The following is a 16786-nucleotide window of genomic DNA, read 5'->3' as shown; positions in this document are numbered from 1 at the left end:
CTGGCACGGGCCTCTCCGGTCGTTACAGGCCGAAACGCGCGAACGTGTGGTCCACGTTCCGCAGGTACCACTGCAGGTCGAACGCGCGGTCGAGGTCCTCGGCGCTCAGCGGGTTCTCCGGATCGGCGGCGAGCAGGTGGCGCAGGCCCTCGCCAGTCTCCCAGCTGCGCAGGCTGTTGCGCTGCACGACCGCGTACGCCGCCTCGCGCGCCATGCCCCGCTCGTCGATCAGCAGGTGCAGCACGCGCTGGCTGAACACCAACCCACCCAGGTCGTTCAGGTTGCGCAGCATGCGCTCCGGGAACACCACGAGGTCCCGCAGCACGCCCGTGAGGCGGCGCGTGGCGTAACTGGCGATGGCCGTTGCGTCCGGGAAGATGACGCGCTCAGCGCTGCTGTGGCTGATGTCCCGCTCGTGCCACAGCGGCACGTTCTCCAGCGCCGTCGTGAGGTACCCGCGCAGCAGCCGCGCCATGCCCGTCACGTTCTCGGTCAGGATGGGATTTTTCTTGTGCGGCATGCTGCTGCTGCCCTTCTGCCCTTTCCCGAACGGCTCCATCGCCTCGCGCACCTCGCTGCGCTGCAGGTGCCGGATTTCCACCGCGATCTTCTCGACGGTTGTGCCGTAGATGGCGAGTGCCGAAAGCACCTCGGCGTGCCGGTCACGGGCGAGCGTCTGGTTCGTGACCGGCGCGGCCTGCCAGCCCCACGCCGCCGCGACGCGCTCCTCCACCTCGGGGCTGACGTGCGCGTACGTGCCCACCGAGCCGCTCAGCATGACCACCTGAATGCGTTTCCGGGCCGCTTCAAGGCGTTCCAGGTCGCGGTCCAGCGTCGCCATCCAGTTCAGGAACTTCAGGCCGAACGTCATGGGTTCGGCGTGGATGCCGTGCGTCCGCCCGATGGTGGGCGTGTGCTTGTACTGCACGGCCTGCGCGCGGCACACGTCCCGCAGGGCGCGCACGTCATTCAGGATGATGCTGAGCGCCTCGTCGAGCAGGAGGTTCTGGGCGGTGTCCACGACGTCCGTGCTGGTCAGGCCGTGGTGAATGAAGCGGGCGTTCTCACCGTAGCGTTCCGTGAGGGCGGTCGTGAACGCGACGATGTCGTGCCGCGTGACGGCCTCAATGTCCGCGACGCGCGTCGCGAACCCCTCATCGAGCGGGTCGGTTTCGGCGCGCGCCACGAGGTCCGCGTGCGGCCCTTCGGGCACCTCACCGAGCGCCGTCTGCGCCTCCATCGCGGCGAGTTCCACGTTCAGCCACGCGCGGTACTTGTTGGCTTCGCTCCACAGGGCGCGCATTTCCGGAGTCAGGTAACGGTCAATCACGAAGTGCAGCCTAACAAACCCCCTATACACTGGTGGCATGAGCCAAGATCAGGCGTTCCTCGACGTGGCCGTGCGCGCGGCGCGCGCAGCGGGGGCCGTGCACCTCGCCGGCCTGGGCCGCACCCACGCCGTGCAGACCAAAACGACCTTCAGTGACCTCGTGACCGAGGTGGACGCCGAAGCGGAACGCGTCATCCGCGACCTCATCCTGCAGGCCCACCCGGACCACGCGATCCTCGGTGAGGAGGGCGGCCTGGTGGGGGAGGGCGCGGACGCGTTATGGGTCGTGGACCCCTTGGACGGCACCGTGAACTACGCGCACGGCTACCCGGTGTTCTGCGCGTCCATCGCGCTGGAGCTGCGAGGTGAGCGCGTGGCGGGCGCCGTGTACGACCCGACGCGTGACGAGCTGTTCACGGCCACGCGCGGCGGCGGCGCGCACCTCAACGGCCGGCCGATCCGCGTGTCGGACACGCCGGAACTGCGTTCGCCCGCGCTGGTGTCCACCGGGTTCCCGTATGACGTGGACCGCGACCAGCGTAACCTCGGGCTGCTGCGCAAGCTGCTCGCGGTGGGCGTCCCGGTGCGCCGCCCAGGCGCGGCGGCGCTGGACCTGTGCAACGTCGCGTGCGGCCGCATGGACGCGTACTGGGAACTGGGCCTCAAGCGCTGGGACAGCGCGGCCGGGAGCCTGATCGTGGAGGAGGCCGGCGGCCTCGTCACGGACGGCGCGGGGGAGCGCACGCCGTACGCGCCCCTGATCGTCGCGACGAACGGGAAGCTGCACGCGGAACTGCTGGGCGTCCTGAACGGCTGATGTACTGGCTGCTGGTGCTGGCCCTGGCGCTCGTGAACATCGGCGGGCTGTTCAGCGTCGCGCTGACGCTCACAAAGGGCGCCGCGGCGGGCGGCGCGCTGGAGACCCTGCTGAAACTGGCCTTGCTGGACGCCGTGAGCTTCTGGCTGTTGCGCCAGCTCCGGGACCGCTGAGCGGCGCGGCACATCGCGCGGACGCTGACGGTTCGCGCGCCTACGCGCGGCGTACACTGCCGCGCATGACGCCCTACCGCGCGTTCACGCCCGCGAAGTACACCTTTCCGCTGCCCGAGGGGCACCGCTTCCCTGCGTACAAGTACGCGGCCGTGGCGGAGCGCCTGGCGCCCCTGCTGCCGGTGGAGGACACGCCGGGTGTGGAGTGGGCGCTGGCGGAGCGCACGCACGACCCGGCGTACCTGACGCGCTGGCGGACGGGCGCGGTGGAGCGCCGCGAGGAACGCGAGTTCGGGTTGCCGTGGAGCGAGGGCGTGGTGGAGCGGGCGCGCCGCGCGACGGGCGGGACGTTCGCGGCGCTGCATGACGCGCTGCGCGTCGGCTGGGGCATCAACCTGGCGGGCGGGACGCACCACGCGTTCCGGGACCGCGCGGGCGGGTTCTGCCTGCTCAACGACGCCGCGATGGTCGCGCGCTACGCCCTGGACGAGGGCCTGGCGCGGCGCGTGCTGATTCTCGACTTGGACGTGCACCAGGGGGACGGAACGGCCAACCTGCTGGGCGGCGTGCCGCACACGTTCACGCTGAGTGTGCACGGGGAGCGCAACTACCCGTTCCGGAAGCAGACGAGCGACCTGGACATCGGCCTGCCGGACGGCGTGACGGACGCCGAGTACCTGCGGGTGCTGGATGAGCGGGTGCGTCCGGCGCTGGAGGCGTTCCGGCCGGACGTGGTGGTGTACCTGGCGGGGGCGGACGTGCTGGCCGGGGACCGGTTCGGGCGGTTTCAGTTGACGCTGGACGGCGTACGCGAACGCAACCGGCGGGTGCTGGCGTGGTGCCGGGCGGCGGGCGTGGCGGTGGTGAGCACCATGGCGGGGGGGTACAACCTGGACCGGGACCTGACGGTGGCGGGGCACGCGTCGGTGGTGGAGGTGGGGTTGGAGGTGTTCTCGAGAGCTTGACGGGCGGTGGTTCCGGGCCTGCGGTTCAGGAGTGATATGGCTTTGTCTAACCTTTGAGGGGAGTCTGGCGCGAAAGTACCTTCATCTGAGCTTTAAATCGTTTGGATTTGTGGTTCCATCGGCTTTTGGCCTGTACAAGCCTTGTACACTCGCGATGTATTCGCATGCCGCGCGCCGCCCGGCGCGCCCCCCCTCGCCCCGCCGGTCCGAAGGAGCGCTCCATGACCCTGCAAACCCCCCGCACCACCGCTCACCTCTCCGAAGCGCAGGGCCGCCCCGTCCGCCGCGGCGACACCCTCTACTACACCGGCGACGGCAGCCAGAGCCTCTACCGCCTCGAAAGCGGCCTGCTGCGCGCCATCCGCCTCACCCCGCAGGGCCGCAACCTCACCGTCCGCCACATCCACCCCGGCGACATCTTCGGCGAGGAAGCGCTGCACGGCATCAAACGCAGCCACCAAGTCGTCGCGCTCACCGACGCCATCGTCACGCCTATCTACACCCAGCACCTCACGCCCGAGGACCTCTGGAACGTCACGCGCAGCCTCAGCGCGCAACTCCAGCGCGTCATGAACGACGGCGTGCACATTCAGGACGGCGAACTGCGCGAACGCATCGCCCGCTACCTCCTGAACCTCAGCACCAGCAGCCTCGGCGGGCAGCATGCCGACGGCGTCCGCTTCGTGCGTGCCACCCACGAACTCATCGCCGAAGGCACCGGCGCCACGCGCGAAAGCGTCAGCAAACTCATCGGCGAAATGCGCGACGACGGCCTGCTGAGCCCCGCGTACCGCTGCATCAGCCTCATCAACGAACCCGCCCTACGCGCCCTCGCCGGCCTGCAGGACCAGTAACCCCAACGGGGAGGGCGCGCCGGTGACCCACCGGCGCGCCCTCCCCATGGACGCCCGCTCAGGCCAGCGGCGCGTCCGGATCGAAGCCCGCCGCGCTCAGCGCCCCGCGCGCCTCCTGCTCGAAGCGCGCGTACGCCTCCGCGAACGGCGCATTCACCGTCGCGCCCGCCGCCGCCACGTGCCCGCCCCCGCCGCACGCCACCGCAATGCGCTGCGCACTCACCCGCCCGCGCGAACGCAGGCTCAGCTTCACGCGGTCCCCGTAATCCTTGAACAGCGCGGCCAGCTCCGTGCCTTCGGCCGAGCGGATCAGGCCCACCATGGACTCCACGTCCTCCCAGGCCGCCCCGGCGCGCGCCAGCATCGCGTCGTCCACGCGGGCGGTCACAACCAGCCCGCCCAGGTTCGCGGGGAACGCCACAGTGCCCAGCACCTCCCGCTGCAACGCCAGCATCACGCGCGGCTGCTGCCCCAGCATCTCGTTCATCCAGCCCAGGCGCGCGCCCGCCGCCAGCAGGTCCGCCGCCGCGCGGAACGCCCCGGGCGTGGTGCTGCCGAACCGGAACGAGCCCGTGTCGGTGTTCAGGCCCAGCAGCAGCGGCTCGGCCACGTCAGCGCTCAGGGGGGCGCCCACCGCGTCCAGCAGGTCCTTGACCATCAGGGCCGTCGCGGACTGGCTGGGGTCGACGACACTCACCGTCGCGCGCCGCGCGTTCGTTCCGTGGTGGTCCACGTTCACGACCGGCCCCGCGAACGCCGTCACGTCCGCGCCGGCCACCCGCGCCGCGTCCGTGTTGTCCACGTCCAGCACCACCGCGAGCGCCCCGTCCGGCCAGGTGTCCAGGCGCGGCACAAGCTCGCCCTCGCCCACCAGGAAGCGCAGGTAGCGCGGCGCGTCCGCGACCGCCACCACGTCCCGGCCGGCCGCGCGCAACGCCCGCGCCAGCCCCAGCACACTCCCGACCGCGTCCCCGTCCGGGTCCACGTGCGTGAGCACCACCACCGGCCCCGCGTGCCCGAACATCAGCCGGGCGGCTTCTGAAATCAACGCCCCGTAGCGGGGCTCAGCGGCATTCTGCGTCATGGCGCGAGTATACGTGCCGGCCCTGAGCGGCCGCTGTGCCCCACGGGCCACGCAGGACGGGCGGACCCGCGCCGGTCCGCCCTGGTCGGGGTCGAGGGTCAGCCGTGATCGTGATCCTGAGTGCCAGTGCGCGTCACGAACGGCAGCTTGAAGGTCCCAAACGTCGCGCCCGCCCGCGCTGTACCGGTCACCAGCAGCGTGTACGCCCCGTCCCGCGGGAGCGTGACCGTCGCGCCCAAGCGCGCGCCGCTCGCGCTGAGCTTCACGGTGCTGAGCGGCTTCACGCCCGCCTTCACGCTCCCCGCGTACACACTCAGCGTGCACGTGCAGTTCGCCGCCGTGATGGCGCGGCCACCCCGCTGCGTCAGCTCGAACCATACCTTGTTCTTGCCGACGACCGGCGCGTCGTCCGGTTCGATATGAATCAGGCCGCCCACCTGACCGTCACGCACCAGCTCATGCGCGAACGCCGCGCTTCCTAAGGTCAGGGCCAGCACGGCAGGCATCCAGTTTTTCATGAGGTTCTCCTCGGGGAATGCACGCGGGCGCGGCGCGCGCCCACAGCGCGCCCGACCAGCGTGACGAGGGTGGCGAGCGTGACCAGCACGCCCCCCACCGTCAGGGGTGTCAGGCCAGCATGAACGCCGACCCACGCGGTATGCACGCCCGCCAGCACGAACGCCGGCGGCGTGAGCCGGTGCAGCGTCCGCCAGTGCCGCCCCAGCGCGCGCTGCGCCGGGCGGCTGCTCGTGAGCGCCAGCGGCACCAGCAGCGCCAGACTGAGCGCGCCGACCAGTACGCCATTGCGAGTCCCGACCGCCAGGAAGGCCAGGCTGTCCAGGCGGCCGTCCAGATCGAACTGGAAACTGTACGCGGTGTGCAGCAGCGCGAACGCGAACGCCAGCAGCCCCAGCGGACGCCGGTACGGGCGCGTCCACGCGGGCTGCGCGAGCAGCACCAGCGCCAGCAGCCCCAGGGCCACGAACCCGTGCGCCTCGCCGAGCCGCTGGCCCTGCACGTGCGAGCCGGCCGGCAGCGCCAGCCGCACGCCAGCCTCCAGCGCGAGCGCCAGCAGCGCGCCCCACCCGAACAGGACGTTCGGGTGAACGCGAGGAGCACGCCGGTCCGTCATTTCAGCGTCGTCGTGCTGGCCGGCGTGGCAGGGTCACTGCTGTCCCACTTCACGACCGTGCCGTCCGCGTACGTCTGGAACACGTTCCACTTCAGGGTGCCCGCATCCGCCGGGTTCGTCGCCTGGAACAGGAAGCGCTGGAACTCCAGCGGCTGAATGCGGCCCCGCCACGTGACACTGGTGATGCTGCCGTTCGCGTCCCGCGTGACGCTGCGCGTGAACCCCGGCACAGGCAGGAACCGGGAGACCTTCACGCCGGCCGGCACGAACAGCTGCACCTGCGTGGTCGCCACCTCCCGCTCCACGGGCACCTGCAGGCGGTACGTTTCGGACTTCCCGGCGAGACTCTCGCCGGCCCCCAGTTCGGTTTTGACGGTGGCGTGCGCGAACGCAATGGACGCGAGCAGCGCGGCGGACAGGGTCAGGATCTGACGCATGAACAACTCCTTGAAAAAGAGAAAAGAAGACGAGAAAGGGAGGAGGTGGGCGCACGGCGCGCCACTCAGCCCTTCAGGCGGGCGGAACCGCCCCCACGCCGCCCCGGAAGCCCGACGCGTCACAGGCACCACCCCGTACGCGGACCCGTCCGCCGGGGGCGGCGCGCCGAACATGGCGCCCGGAACCACCGGGATGGACACAGGTCAAGGCCTCCAGAGCCGAGGGCCACGCATGACCCCCGAGCGGGCAGGGTGAACGGTCACCGCCACTCGGCAGGACCGCAACGACTCAACCCCGCAAGGCCGGTGGAGCGCGCGCGTCCGCGTGGGCCCACGCCCCCACGAACACCCGCACGCGCGACGGACGGCCATGCGCCGCCCGCACGCCCGGCGCGGGCACCCAGGCGAATGCCAGGCCCTCCACGCCGAACGCATGCGTAAAACAGAACGGGCAGTGCGCCCCATGGTCATGCCCGGACGGTGGCGCATTCGGCGAGCCGGACCGCAGCGGGTCCGCGCCGTGCCCTCCGGCATGCTCACCGGGGCACTCGCCCTCCGCCATGACCATACCCGGCCGCTCATCACCCACGTGTGCTACGGCCTGCGCCTCATCCGCGTGCGCGGCCATGACGGCCACGCTGCCCACACCCGCGGACGTTACGGTGGGCGCAGCCGTCCGCACCGTATACGCGAACGACGCCAGCACGCACAGCAAGGCCGCCCACCACAGCGGCAGGCGGCGCGAACCCACGCGGCGCAGCACGGCCCCACTATACCCACGCCGACCGGGGCGGACGCCCCACCCCCGCCGATCCGCTGCGCGCGCCCGCCCGCAGGCTCTACACTCAGGAACGTGCCCCCCCGCCTCAACCTCGCCGCCCTCACGGGCGAGGAACTCGAAGCGCTCCTCGGCCCCGGCCAGACGCAGCGGCTGTTGCCGGACATCAGCGCCGCGCGCCTCGCCACCCGCCCCTACCCCGGACCGACCCTGCCGGAAGCCCTCACGTTCGAGGCCCTGCAGGAGCGCGACTGGGGCGGCACGCAGGACGTCACCCGCCGTCTGCGCGCCCTGCGCGCCGACCTCGACGCGGCCGGCGCGGTTCCCCTCGGCGTGTACTACGTCCCCGCCCTGCCCGAGGCGCGCCACCAGAGCGCCCACCTTGACCACCAGGACACCGCTGTGGCGGTTCGCTGGAGTGAGACGCCCGAAGGGCAGGAGGGCGCGCCGTTCCTGCAGGCCGTGAGTCTGCTGCGCGACCGTGCGAGCGGTATCGCCGCTGTCCTCACCAGCACCTCCCCGATGCCGTTCGCGCCGACCCTCAGCGAAGAGGTCGACGGCGCGCAGCTGCCCACGCTCGGCGCAGCCGAGTTTCTGGCCGCGCACCGCGCCCGCAGCGCCCGCCATGGCCGCGCCGTGAAACTCAGCACCGAAGCGGACTGGCAGCGCGCGTGGCAGGCGCTGCGCGCCCTGAACCTCAGCGCCTGGCAGCGTCGCGGCCTCGTCATCGACGGCGCCTGACCCCGCTGCGCTCAGGCCGCTTGAGCGCGCAGCCGCGCGGCGAATGTGCTTGGCATGCGTTCACGCAGGCCATAGAGTTGACCCCGGGTGATTCATGAAAGACTCATCCTGCACCCGGAGGTGCACATGCGTACACGTCCTCTCCTTGCCCTCGCCGCCGCCCTGACCCTCGCTGCCTGCACCCAGGCGCCCACCTCGCCCAGTGCTGACCTCGTCACGCTGACCCTCGACAACCCACTGCGGACCCTCGCGCCCCAGGGCCTCCCCACGGACCGCAACGGCCAGAGCGCCGTCACGAAACTCAAGGTCACGATCAAGGACGAACGCGGTCAGCCGGTCACCTTCAACGACCAGAACGTGTACCAGGCGGACGGCCCCCGGGCCTTCCTGACCCTCACGCCGGACAGCCCAAACCTGACCTTCACAGTGCCGCGCGGCACCTACACCTTTGAAAGTGTCGGCACCACCAACAAGAACAACTTCCTCGCGTACGGCCAGACGACGCCCCAGGCAGTGCAAAGCCCGCAGCAGCACGTGCGCCTCGTGGTGCACACCCTCGTGGACCCGCGCTCCCCGGCCCTCTCGTCACGCTTGCCCTCGTCCAGCGTATTCATGAACGACGAACTCGAACTGACGCTGGGCGTGGGCGCATACGACTTCGTCGAGTACCCGGATGTGTCCGACCCTGCGGCCTACCTCACGTACCGCGTGCCCACCAGCGACCTCTCCGAAGTGACGTACACCGTCAGCGCCGGCCAGGGCACCATCCTCTCGAGCAGCAAGGTCGGCGCGCGCGTGCGCGTGACCGACGGCGACGCCGACAACCTCTTCCGCGTCACCGCGACCTTCAAGGCCTGGGCGGCCGCGAGCGACGGCAGCCAGACCGCCACGCTCCGGACCTTCACCACCACCCGCACGCACAACTTCCAGCACAGCACCTCCGGTGCGGACTTCCGCGCGCCCAGCGTCACCGTCCGCAAACTCGCCCCGGTCACGGTCGGGCAGCCGCTCACCATTCAGGGCACCGCCAGCGACCGAGAAACCGGCATCGCGGCCCTGCGCGTCTATCAGGGCCCCGTGCTGATCGGCAGCACCGACCCGTCAGACACGGCCCGCGGAGACGTGCAGCCCGTCACGTTCACCTTCGACAACTGGACCATGAACTGGACCGCGACCGTGCCCACCCCGGAAATCAAGGTCATCGCCGAGGACCGCGGCGGCAACGAAAACACGCCCGTGTACGACGAAGTCAGCACGTACAACCAGCAGGCCGCCAGTTGCGCCTACTCCATCTGGGTCCTGGAAGAGACCGCCAGCATCGACCTGCAGACGTACCTGCACATCGACAAACCCGAGGGCGCCACGACCATCACCATCGGCCCCGACAGCCACGGCCAGCCCGCCCCGGACACGTACCAGCAGGACGTATACAGCGTCTGCCGCCTTCCCAGCATGGTCATCAGCACCACCCTCACGGACGGCCCCGAACCCACCTTCAGCGGCACGGTCCGGGACACGCGCGGCACGCGCACCTACCAGCTCACGCCGCAGCGCCTCACCTACTGACCCTCCCCAACGCCGCCGGGCCCGGAGCTGCACGCTCCGGGCCCGGCGGCGTCATCCTGCAGCAGCCTACCCGGGCAGGTTGAAGGTCAGCGCCGTGCCCTCGCCGGGCGCGCTCGTGATTGCCACGTTCCCGCCCGCCATGTTCACGCGCTCGCGCAGACCGATCAGGCCCAGGTGCCCCTCGCCCGCACGGGCGGACGCCTCGTCGCGCGTAAAGCCGCGCCCATCATCGCGCACGGTCACCTGCACGCCCCCCCCGCCGAACTGCACGCGCACCGCCGCGGACTGCGCGCCCGCGTGCTTGTCCACGTTCGACAGGGCCTCCTGCACGAGGCGGAACACCGTGAGTTCCGTGTCCGCGCTGAGGCGCCGCTCCTGCCCCATGACCTCCAGGCGCGCGGGCGTGGCCGCCTGATCGGTCAGCCACTCCAGCGCCGGCAGCAGGCCGAGATCGTCGAGGACGCTCGGGCGGAGATTCCGCGCGAAGCGCCGCACCGACTCGATGGCAGCGTTCAGGTCCGCGCGGATGTCCAGGGCGCGGTCGTGCGCGTCGCCGTCCGTCATCTTGGCGAGGCGGTCGAGGCGACGCCCGATGGCGACGAGCACCTGCGCGGTGTCGTCGTGCAGCTCGCGGCTGATGCGCCGCCGCTCCTCCTCCTGCGCCTGCGTGAACAGCGCCAGGAAGGACCGCAGCTCGCCCTGGCGCGCCTGCACGCGCGCGATCTCCTGCCCGCGCCGCGTGATTTCCGCCGCGAGCGTCTGCATCTCGCTGATGTCGCGCGCCACGACCAGCATGCCGAGCACCTCGCGGTCACTCACGACCGCGGACAGGCGCACCTCCAAACGGAGGGTGCGGTCCACGCCGACCACCTCGATGTCGCACGAGCCGGGCTGGTCGGGGTTGCTGAGGCACGCGCCCCACGCGCGGTCCAGCGCGTCCCGCCACGGGGCGCCCAGCAGCGCCCAGACGCTCCGCCCGGCCAGCGGGCCGAGCAGGCGTTCACTCGCGGGATTGCCGTACGTCATGACGCCGCTCGCGTCGCACGCGATAATCAAGTCGTGCGCGCTGTGCGCGAGCAGCCGGTACCGCGCCTCCTCGCGCGCGAGGGCCGTGAGCAGCCGCTCCTGCCCGAGCGCGAGGCTGATCTGGTCACCGATGGCGCGCGCCAGCTGCAGCACGCGGTCGCTGGGCGCGTCCTCGCCGCTGTGGTCGAAGTACATCAGGCCGATGTCCTCGCCGCCCGCGCGCAGCGGCACGACCAGCGCGCTCGACGCGCCCGGCAGGCAGTGGCGGCGCGTGAGGCGGCGCGGCCCGCGCCCGAGGTGCGCCGTCAGGCGCAGGGCGTCGTCGGCGTGCACGTCCAGGCCGAACGCGCCCAGTTCCGTGAACTGCCCGTCGTCCGTGAGGACGATCAGGCCACGTTCGGCGCGCAGCGCGAGCGTCGCCATCTCGGCAGCGCGGGCGACGCTGCCGTCGTCGCGGTCCGTGCCGAGCGTCCGCGCGAGGTTCAGCAGCACCGCCGCCTCCTGCTCGCGGCGGACCTCCTCCTCGTACAGCCGGGCGTTCTCGATGGCGAGCGCCGCCTGCGCGCCCAACACGCCCGCGAGCGCCAACTCGTCCGCGCCGAGCGTGAGCTTCTCGCGGAAGAACAACGCCAGCCCCCCGAACACGCGCCCATGCGCGGTCAGCGGCAGGCCCACCACACCGCGAAACGGGTACTGCCCGCTCGCCAGCAAGCGCCGCGTAAAGCGCGACCCGACCTCCACCCGCTCGGACTGCATGTCCGTGACGGCCACCAGCGCGCCCCGCTCCACCGCGCGGCCCACCACGCCCGTACCGACCTTCGCGCGGGCGTGCATCACGAATTCCGCGTCCAGCCCGAGCGCCGTCTTGATGGGCATGGTCCGCCCGTCTGGCAGCAGCTCGTACACGGCGGCGGCGTCCGCGCCGAGCAGATCCCGGGCGCGCTCCAGCGTGCGTTCCAGCGTGTCGCCGAGCTTCAGGCTGCCGGCGAGGGCCACGCCCGCCTCGCGCAGCGCCTCGGCGGTGTGCCGCTTGCGGGACTCCTCCGCGTACAGGCGGGCATTGTCCATGGCGAGCGACGCCTGCTCCGCGAGCGCCAGGATCAGCCACACCTCGTCGTCCGTGACGCGCTGCCCGCGCGTACGCGTGTCCACGTACAGCACGCCGAGCGGGCGGCCACGCGCGGCGAGCGGCGCGATCACGCAGAATTCCGGCGAGAGTTCCGCGAGGCCGCGCGCGAGGGCCGACCCGGCGTCGCGCGTGCGGTCGAACAGGATCGGTTCGCCGCGCTCCATCAAGCGCTCGAAGGATTCCGGGCCGACGCCCACGCCCCCCTCGAAGCCCTCGTGGAACCCGAACGTGAACACCTCGCCGGTGCGCGCGCCGTTCGGCCCGAGCTCCCGGAACAGCCCCACGAACGCCCGCTCGAACCCGACCGCGCGCGCCGCGGATTCTGCCGTGGCCGTCAGGACCTCCGCGAGGTCGAGGGTGCCGCCCAGGCGCCGCACCAGCCCCGCGACGACCTCGGCGGTGCGTCCGCGCCCGCGCCGCGCCTCGCGCGCTTGCGCGCCCTCGAACGCCAGCGCGAGCATCGGCGCGAGCGCCGCCACCTCGTGGACGCTCTCCTCCCGCGCGCCGATTACTTCCAGCACGGCGTCCCCGAGTGGCACCGCCACCAGCCCGCCGCGCGCCTGCACGGCGCCCGCCGTGAGGGCCGCCCAGGCGACGCTCTCGTCGCACAGCGCCAGCCCGAACCCGACGCACGCGAGCGGCGCGAGCGCGCCGTCGCGGCGCACGCTGAACTGCACGCCGTGCGCGCCGACCGCGCGGCAGACGCCCTCGCAGAGCGCCTCCGCGAAGGCCGCGGCCGTCTGCGCCTCCGCGAGCGGCGCGAACCAGGAGGAAGTGGACGTCATGGCGCCTCAGTATGGCGCGTGAACGCCGGACACGGAGGCACATGGCCGGGCCGCCCCGGTGCTTTTCCCGCGCTGCTTGGTATCCTGCGCGCATGAACGAGCGGATGACGGCGGTCCTGCGTGAAGCGGGCTTCGACGGTGGTGGGGTGCGCGCGACCCTTGATCACCCGGACGCGTTCTTTGCCCTCACGGACCGGGAACTGGCGTACCACGACGCGGGCGGGCTACGCCGCGTGAACCTCCCGGACGTGACCCGCATTCACAGCGACCGCGACGGCGTCCTGCGCGTGGAAACCGCGAACGGCACGGCGCTGACGGCGTCGCTGCTGGGCTTCGTGCCCGCGCAGGTGCAGAGCTTCTTCCAGGAGGTCCGGGACGTCACGGCCCGCGCCAAGAACCAGCCGGCCCCGCCGAACACCGCCCCGAAACCGTTCGTGGCGCCGGCCGCGGCCCCGGCGCCACGAACGGCCCCCACGCCTGCCCCCGTTGCGCCCGCCCCGGCGCCTGCTGCCACGACCGTCACGGTGTCACCGTCCGTCCGGGAAGTCCGCGCCGCGCCCGAACCGGCCACCGCCACCCCGGACCGCACCCCGGAACCGGTCAGCCCGGCGCCGGACCCCGCGCCGAGCGCGCCGCGCCCCATCGTCATCAGCAGCACGCCCGTCACCAGCAGCGCGGACGACGTGAACGCGCCCCGCGCGGGCGGCACCGTGGCCACCCCCGGCATTGCCGCCGCGCTCGCCAGCGGGGAGCTCGCGCAGGCCGCCAGCAGCGCCGAAGGGTACGTGGGTGCGATCCGGGCGCTCGCGGTCGTGCTCGGCCTGGCGGCGCTCGGGGTGGCGTTCATGCAGTGGCGCAACGACCAGGCCCTCGCAGCCCTGTGGGTGCTCGCGTCGGGCGGCGTGGCCGCCATCGCGCTGCTGATGCTCGCGAGCGTCACGCGCCTGCTGGTGGCCGTGGCGCGCCAGCTGCCGGACCGGGACGCATGACCGAACACGAGGGCACCGCCGCGGCGCTCCGGGACGCGCGCGCGCTCATCGCAGGGGCGGTCGGCGTTCCCAGCGTGTCCGGCGAGGAGGCCGCCGTCGCGGCGTACCTCGCGGACTGGATGCGCGCGCACGACTTCACCGCGCACGTCGATGAAGCCGGGAACGCCGTCGGGGAGCGCGGGCGCGGCCCGTTGACGGTCGTGCTGCTCGGCCACATCGACACGGTGCCCGGCGACATTCCCGTCCGGGTGGATGAGGCGGGCGTCCTGCACGGGCGCGGCAGCGTCGACGCGAAAGGCAGCTTCTGCACGTTCGTTGCGGCCGTCGCGGCGCTCGGTGAGGACGCCCTTCACCGCGCGCGCTTCGTGTGCGTGGGCGCAACCGAGGAGGAAGCGCCCAGCAGCCGGGGCGCGCGGCACGCCGTCACGCAGTACGCGCCGGACGCCGTGTTCATCGGCGAGCCGAGCGGCTGGGCCGGCATCACGCTCGGGTACAAGGGTCGCCTCGTCGTGAAGGCCAGCGTGGAGAAGGACAACTTCCACTCCGCCGGGGACGGCACGAGTGCCGCCGACGACCTCGCGGAGTACTGGTTCCGCGCCCGCGCGTGGGCGGCCACCGCCGGAGGCAGCAGCCCGTTCGAGGCGGTGCAGGCGACCGTGCAGGCCCTGTCGTCGGACGCGGACGGCCTCACGCAGCGCGCGCACGCCACCATCGGCCTGCGCCTGCCTGTGGGCCTCACGCCGCAGGACGCCGAGGCCCACCTGCGCGACCTCGCCGGGGACCTGCCGGTGACGCTGGTGTTCGTGGGGCACGAGGTGGCCGTGCGGCACGACCGGGACAGCCGCGTGGCGCGCGCCCTGCGCGTCGCCATTCGCGCGCACGGGGGCACGCCGGTGTTCAAGGTGAAGACCGGCACCAGCGACATGAACGTCGTCGCGCCGCACTGGGCCGCTCCGACGGTCGCGTACGGTCCGGGCGACAGCAAGCTCGACCACACGCCCGAAGAGCGCCTGGACCTCGCGGAGTACGACCGTGCGGTCCTGGTGCTGCGCGACGCCCTCACGCGCCTCGTTGCCGACTGAGCTGCGCGCCGGCGTCTGGCAGGGGCGCCCGCGCGCGGCGTAACGCGGCAAGGCTCAAGGTCACCTGAAGTGGCCTGAGGGGCGCCCCTGCCTATCATGCGCGGCGGAGGAGCCCATGACCCTGTCCATCGCCGTGGTGCTGGCCCTGTTCGTGGCGGCGCTGATCCTGTTCGCCACTGAAATCATCGCCATTGACGTGACGGCCCTGCTGCTGCTCGGCGCGCTGCTCCTCACCGGCCTGCTGACCCCCAAGGAGGCGTTCGCGCCGTTCGGAAGCGACACGGTCCTCACGCTCGCCGGGCTGTTCATCCTGACGCGCGCACTGCTGCGCACGGGCGTCATCGAGCGGCTCGGCGCGACGCTCGCCGCGCGCACCCAGAACGCCACCGGCATGACCCGCGGCGTCCTCATGACGGTCGCGGGCGTCAGCGCCTTCACCAGCAACACCGCCACCACCGCCGTGTTCCTCCCGGTGGTGCTGGGCCTCGCGCGCCGCGCGGGCCTCGCGCCGAGCCGCGTGCTGATGCCGCTCGCGTACGCCAGCATCCTGGGCGGCACCATCACCATCATCGGTACCAGCACGAACCTCGTCGTGAGCGGCGCCGTCACCCATTACGGCCTGCGGCCCCTGGGATTCTTCGAGCTGGCGTGGGTGGGCGTGCCCGTGGCCGCGCTGGGCCTGCTGTACCTGTTCTTCGTCGCGCCGCGCCTGATCCCCGAACGGGACGCCGCCCTCGACGCCACGTACGGTGTGCGCGCGTACCTCGCGGACCTCACCATTCAGGACGGCTCCCCGCTGGACGGGCAGACGCTGCGCGAAAGCGGCCTGGGCCGCGACCACGGCCTCACGGTCCTCGCGGTGCAGCGCGCCGGCGCCACCCTGCACTCGCCTGCCCCGGACGACGTTCTGCGCGCGGGCGACACCCTGGTTGTCGAGGGGCAGACGGAGCGGCTGCTGAGCGGCAAGACGCAACTCGGCGTCGTGAGCCGCCCGGAGCAGAAACTGCTCGCCAGCCTGGAGGACCCCACGGACCGTGACGCCGTACGGCTGGTGGAGGTCGTCGTGATGCCCCGCTCGCCGCTGATCGGGCGGACGCTGCGCGAGGCGCAGTTCCGCGCGCGTTACGGCCTGAGCGTGCTGGGCGTGCACCGCCGCACGCGCCTCAGCCCGGAAGGCACGGCGCGCACGCGCCTGCAGGTCGGCGACGTGCTGCTCGTGCAGGGGCCCACGCGGCGTGTGGAAGCGCTCGGCGATCACTTGACGGTCCTCGGGGACCTCACGTCCCAGCAGCGTGACACGCGTCGTGCGCCGCTGGCGGTCACGTTGTTCCTCGGCGCGGTCCTGCTCGGCGCGACCGGGGTGCTCCCGCTGGGCGTGGCGGTGGTGGTCGGCGCGGCCCTCGCGTTCGCGCTGCGCGTCGTGCCGCCCGAGGAGGGCTACGCGAGCATCGAGTGGCCGGTGCTGGTGCTGGTGGCGTGCATGCTCGCGTTCGGCGCGGCGTTCGAGAGCAGCGGCGCCGCGAAGCTGCTCACGAGCGGCCTCGCGGACGTCGTGCGGCCGCTCGGCCCGCACGTGCTGCTCGGCGTGTTCTACCTGATCACCGTGATCCTCACGCAGCCGATGTCGAACCAGGCGGCGGCGCTCGTGATGCTCCCCCTCGGCATTGGCGTGGCCCGCGCGCTCGACCTGAACCCCATGCCGTTCGTCATCGGCATCACCGTCGCGGCGAGCAACTCGTTCATCACGCCGCTCGAGCCGTCGTGCATGCTCGTGTACGGCCCCGGGCGGTACAAGTTCATTGATTTCGTGCGGGTCGGTTCGGGCCTCACGCTGCTCGGCATGATCGTCAGCCTGATCATCATCCCGTGGCGCTGGCCCTTTTGAAGGGGCGCGCGCA

At 72.2% G+C, this 16786-nt stretch carries 16 protein-coding genes; 9 read left to right on the top strand and 7 right to left on the bottom strand.

Annotated elements, in window-relative coordinates:
- Window positions 1-22: 22 nt before the first annotated feature.
- Window positions 23-1330, bottom strand: a complete 1308-nt coding sequence (gene purB, locus DEIMA_RS13085) for an adenylosuccinate lyase (protein ID WP_013557743.1) — start codon at window positions 1328-1330, stop codon at window positions 23-25.
- Between the two features lie 37 nt (window positions 1331-1367).
- Here purB and DEIMA_RS13080 point away from each other — a divergent pair, with 37 nt between their 5' ends.
- The 4 genes from DEIMA_RS13080 to DEIMA_RS13070 all read left to right on the top strand — a co-directional run bounded on the left by DEIMA_RS13080 (window position 1368) and on the right by DEIMA_RS13070 (window position 4139).
- The gene (locus DEIMA_RS13080) at window positions 1368-2147 is read left to right on the top strand and encodes an inositol monophosphatase family protein (RefSeq protein WP_013557742.1); all 780 of its coding nucleotides are present in this window, start codon (window positions 1368-1370) and stop codon (window positions 2145-2147) included.
- Complete coding sequence (locus DEIMA_RS18305; RefSeq protein WP_013557741.1) at window positions 2147-2320, top strand: hypothetical protein; 174 nt, start codon at window positions 2147-2149, stop codon at window positions 2318-2320. Before DEIMA_RS13080 ends, DEIMA_RS18305 begins: the two co-directional genes overlap by 1 nt.
- Before the next feature lie 65 nt (window positions 2321-2385).
- Window positions 2386-3285 carry a histone deacetylase family protein gene (locus tag DEIMA_RS13075; protein WP_013557740.1) on the top strand — a complete coding sequence of 300 codons (900 nt, stop codon included), beginning with the start codon at window positions 2386-2388 and terminating at the stop codon, window positions 3283-3285.
- 221 nt (window positions 3286-3506) lie between these two features.
- Window positions 3507-4139 (top strand): Crp/Fnr family transcriptional regulator, encoded by a 633-nt coding sequence (locus DEIMA_RS13070; protein WP_013557739.1) that lies wholly within the window; start codon window positions 3507-3509, stop codon window positions 4137-4139.
- A 58-nt stretch (window positions 4140-4197) separates the two neighbouring features.
- Here DEIMA_RS13070 and DEIMA_RS13065 read toward each other — a convergent pair whose 3' ends face one another.
- The 5 genes from DEIMA_RS13065 to DEIMA_RS13045 form a co-directional block, all read right to left on the bottom strand.
- Complete coding sequence (locus DEIMA_RS13065) at window positions 4198-5223, bottom strand: DHH family phosphoesterase (protein ID WP_013557738.1); 1026 nt, start codon at window positions 5221-5223, stop codon at window positions 4198-4200.
- Window positions 5224-5321: 98 nt separating this feature from the next.
- Entirely contained in the window at window positions 5322-5741 is a 420-nt protein-coding gene (locus DEIMA_RS13060) for a hypothetical protein (RefSeq protein ID WP_013557737.1), read from the bottom strand.
- Window positions 5738-6355, bottom strand: a complete 618-nt coding sequence (locus tag DEIMA_RS13055; protein WP_013557736.1) for a ferric reductase-like transmembrane domain-containing protein — start codon at window positions 6353-6355, stop codon at window positions 5738-5740. The genes DEIMA_RS13060 and DEIMA_RS13055 overlap by 4 nt, the downstream gene beginning before the upstream one ends.
- Window positions 6352-6792 carry a DUF1775 domain-containing protein gene (locus DEIMA_RS13050; RefSeq protein WP_013557735.1) on the bottom strand — a complete coding sequence of 147 codons (441 nt, stop codon included), beginning with the start codon at window positions 6790-6792 and terminating at the stop codon, window positions 6352-6354. Before DEIMA_RS13050 ends, DEIMA_RS13055 begins: the two co-directional genes overlap by 4 nt.
- Before the next feature lie 289 nt (window positions 6793-7081).
- Window positions 7082-7555 carry a DUF2946 family protein gene (locus DEIMA_RS13045; RefSeq protein ID WP_043816752.1) on the bottom strand — a complete coding sequence of 158 codons (474 nt, stop codon included), beginning with the start codon at window positions 7553-7555 and terminating at the stop codon, window positions 7082-7084.
- A gap of 90 nt (window positions 7556-7645) precedes the next feature.
- Here DEIMA_RS13045 and DEIMA_RS13040 point away from each other — a divergent pair, with 90 nt between their 5' ends.
- Window positions 7646-8311 (top strand): hypothetical protein, encoded by a 666-nt coding sequence (locus DEIMA_RS13040; RefSeq protein WP_013557734.1) that lies wholly within the window; start codon window positions 7646-7648, stop codon window positions 8309-8311.
- Window positions 8312-8437: 126 nt separating this feature from the next.
- A complete protein-coding gene (locus tag DEIMA_RS13035; RefSeq protein WP_013557733.1) occupies window positions 8438-9877 on the top strand; it encodes a hypothetical protein in 1440 nt (479 codons plus the stop codon).
- A gap of 66 nt (window positions 9878-9943) precedes the next feature.
- Here the strand turns inward: DEIMA_RS13035 and DEIMA_RS13030 are convergent, their stop codons facing one another.
- Window positions 9944-12817, bottom strand: a complete 2874-nt coding sequence (locus DEIMA_RS13030) for a GAF domain-containing sensor histidine kinase (protein WP_013557732.1) — start codon at window positions 12815-12817, stop codon at window positions 9944-9946.
- A gap of 92 nt (window positions 12818-12909) precedes the next feature.
- Here DEIMA_RS13030 and DEIMA_RS18300 point away from each other — a divergent pair, with 92 nt between their 5' ends.
- The 3 genes from DEIMA_RS18300 to DEIMA_RS13015 all read left to right on the top strand — a co-directional run bounded on the left by DEIMA_RS18300 (window position 12910) and on the right by DEIMA_RS13015 (window position 16773).
- Window positions 12910-13806 (top strand): hypothetical protein, encoded by an 897-nt coding sequence (locus tag DEIMA_RS18300; RefSeq protein ID WP_013557731.1) that lies wholly within the window; start codon window positions 12910-12912, stop codon window positions 13804-13806.
- Window positions 13803-14888 (top strand): [LysW]-lysine hydrolase, encoded by a 1086-nt coding sequence (locus DEIMA_RS13020; protein WP_013557730.1) that lies wholly within the window; start codon window positions 13803-13805, stop codon window positions 14886-14888. Before DEIMA_RS18300 ends, DEIMA_RS13020 begins: the two co-directional genes overlap by 4 nt.
- A 115-nt stretch (window positions 14889-15003) precedes the next feature.
- On the top strand, window positions 15004-16773 hold the full coding sequence (locus DEIMA_RS13015) for an SLC13 family permease (protein WP_013557729.1): 1770 nt from the start codon (window positions 15004-15006) through the stop codon (window positions 16771-16773).
- Window positions 16774-16786: the final 13 nt, after the last annotated feature.

The sequence above is a fragment of the Deinococcus maricopensis DSM 21211 genome (assembly GCF_000186385.1).
GTDB classification, from domain to species: domain Bacteria; phylum Deinococcota; class Deinococci; order Deinococcales; family Deinococcaceae; genus Deinococcus_B; species Deinococcus_B maricopensis.
Note: the sequence above shows the minus strand (reverse complement) of the source record. Positions and strands in the feature narration are given on the sequence as shown.

Bases quoted from the DNA above. Each gene is read 5' to 3' on its own strand.
- DEIMA_RS13080 (WP_013557742.1), top strand. From the start codon at position 1,368: ATGAGCCAAGATCAGGCGTTCCTCGACGTGGCCGTGCGCGCGGCGCGC.
- DEIMA_RS18305 (WP_013557741.1), top strand. From the start codon at position 2,147: ATGTACTGGCTGCTGGTGCTGGCCCTGGCGCTCGTGAACATCGGCGGG.
- DEIMA_RS13075 (WP_013557740.1), top strand. From the start codon at position 2,386: ATGACGCCCTACCGCGCGTTCACGCCCGCGAAGTACACCTTTCCGCTG.
- DEIMA_RS13070 (WP_013557739.1), top strand. From the start codon at position 3,507: ATGACCCTGCAAACCCCCCGCACCACCGCTCACCTCTCCGAAGCGCAG.
- DEIMA_RS13065 (WP_013557738.1), bottom strand. From the start codon at position 5,223: ATGACGCAGAATGCCGCTGAGCCCCGCTACGGGGCGTTGATTTCAGAA.
- DEIMA_RS13060 (WP_013557737.1), bottom strand. From the start codon at position 5,741: ATGAAAAACTGGATGCCTGCCGTGCTGGCCCTGACCTTAGGAAGCGCG.
- DEIMA_RS13055 (WP_013557736.1), bottom strand. From the start codon at position 6,355: ATGACGGACCGGCGTGCTCCTCGCGTTCACCCGAACGTCCTGTTCGGG.
- DEIMA_RS13050 (WP_013557735.1), bottom strand. From the start codon at position 6,792: ATGCGTCAGATCCTGACCCTGTCCGCCGCGCTGCTCGCGTCCATTGCG.
- DEIMA_RS13035 (WP_013557733.1), top strand. From the start codon at position 8,438: ATGCGTACACGTCCTCTCCTTGCCCTCGCCGCCGCCCTGACCCTCGCT.
- DEIMA_RS13030 (WP_013557732.1), bottom strand. From the start codon at position 12,817: ATGACGTCCACTTCCTCCTGGTTCGCGCCGCTCGCGGAGGCGCAGACG.
- DEIMA_RS18300 (WP_013557731.1), top strand. From the start codon at position 12,910: ATGAACGAGCGGATGACGGCGGTCCTGCGTGAAGCGGGCTTCGACGGT.
- DEIMA_RS13020 (WP_013557730.1), top strand. From the start codon at position 13,803: ATGACCGAACACGAGGGCACCGCCGCGGCGCTCCGGGACGCGCGCGCG.
- DEIMA_RS13015 (WP_013557729.1), top strand. From the start codon at position 15,004: ATGACCCTGTCCATCGCCGTGGTGCTGGCCCTGTTCGTGGCGGCGCTG.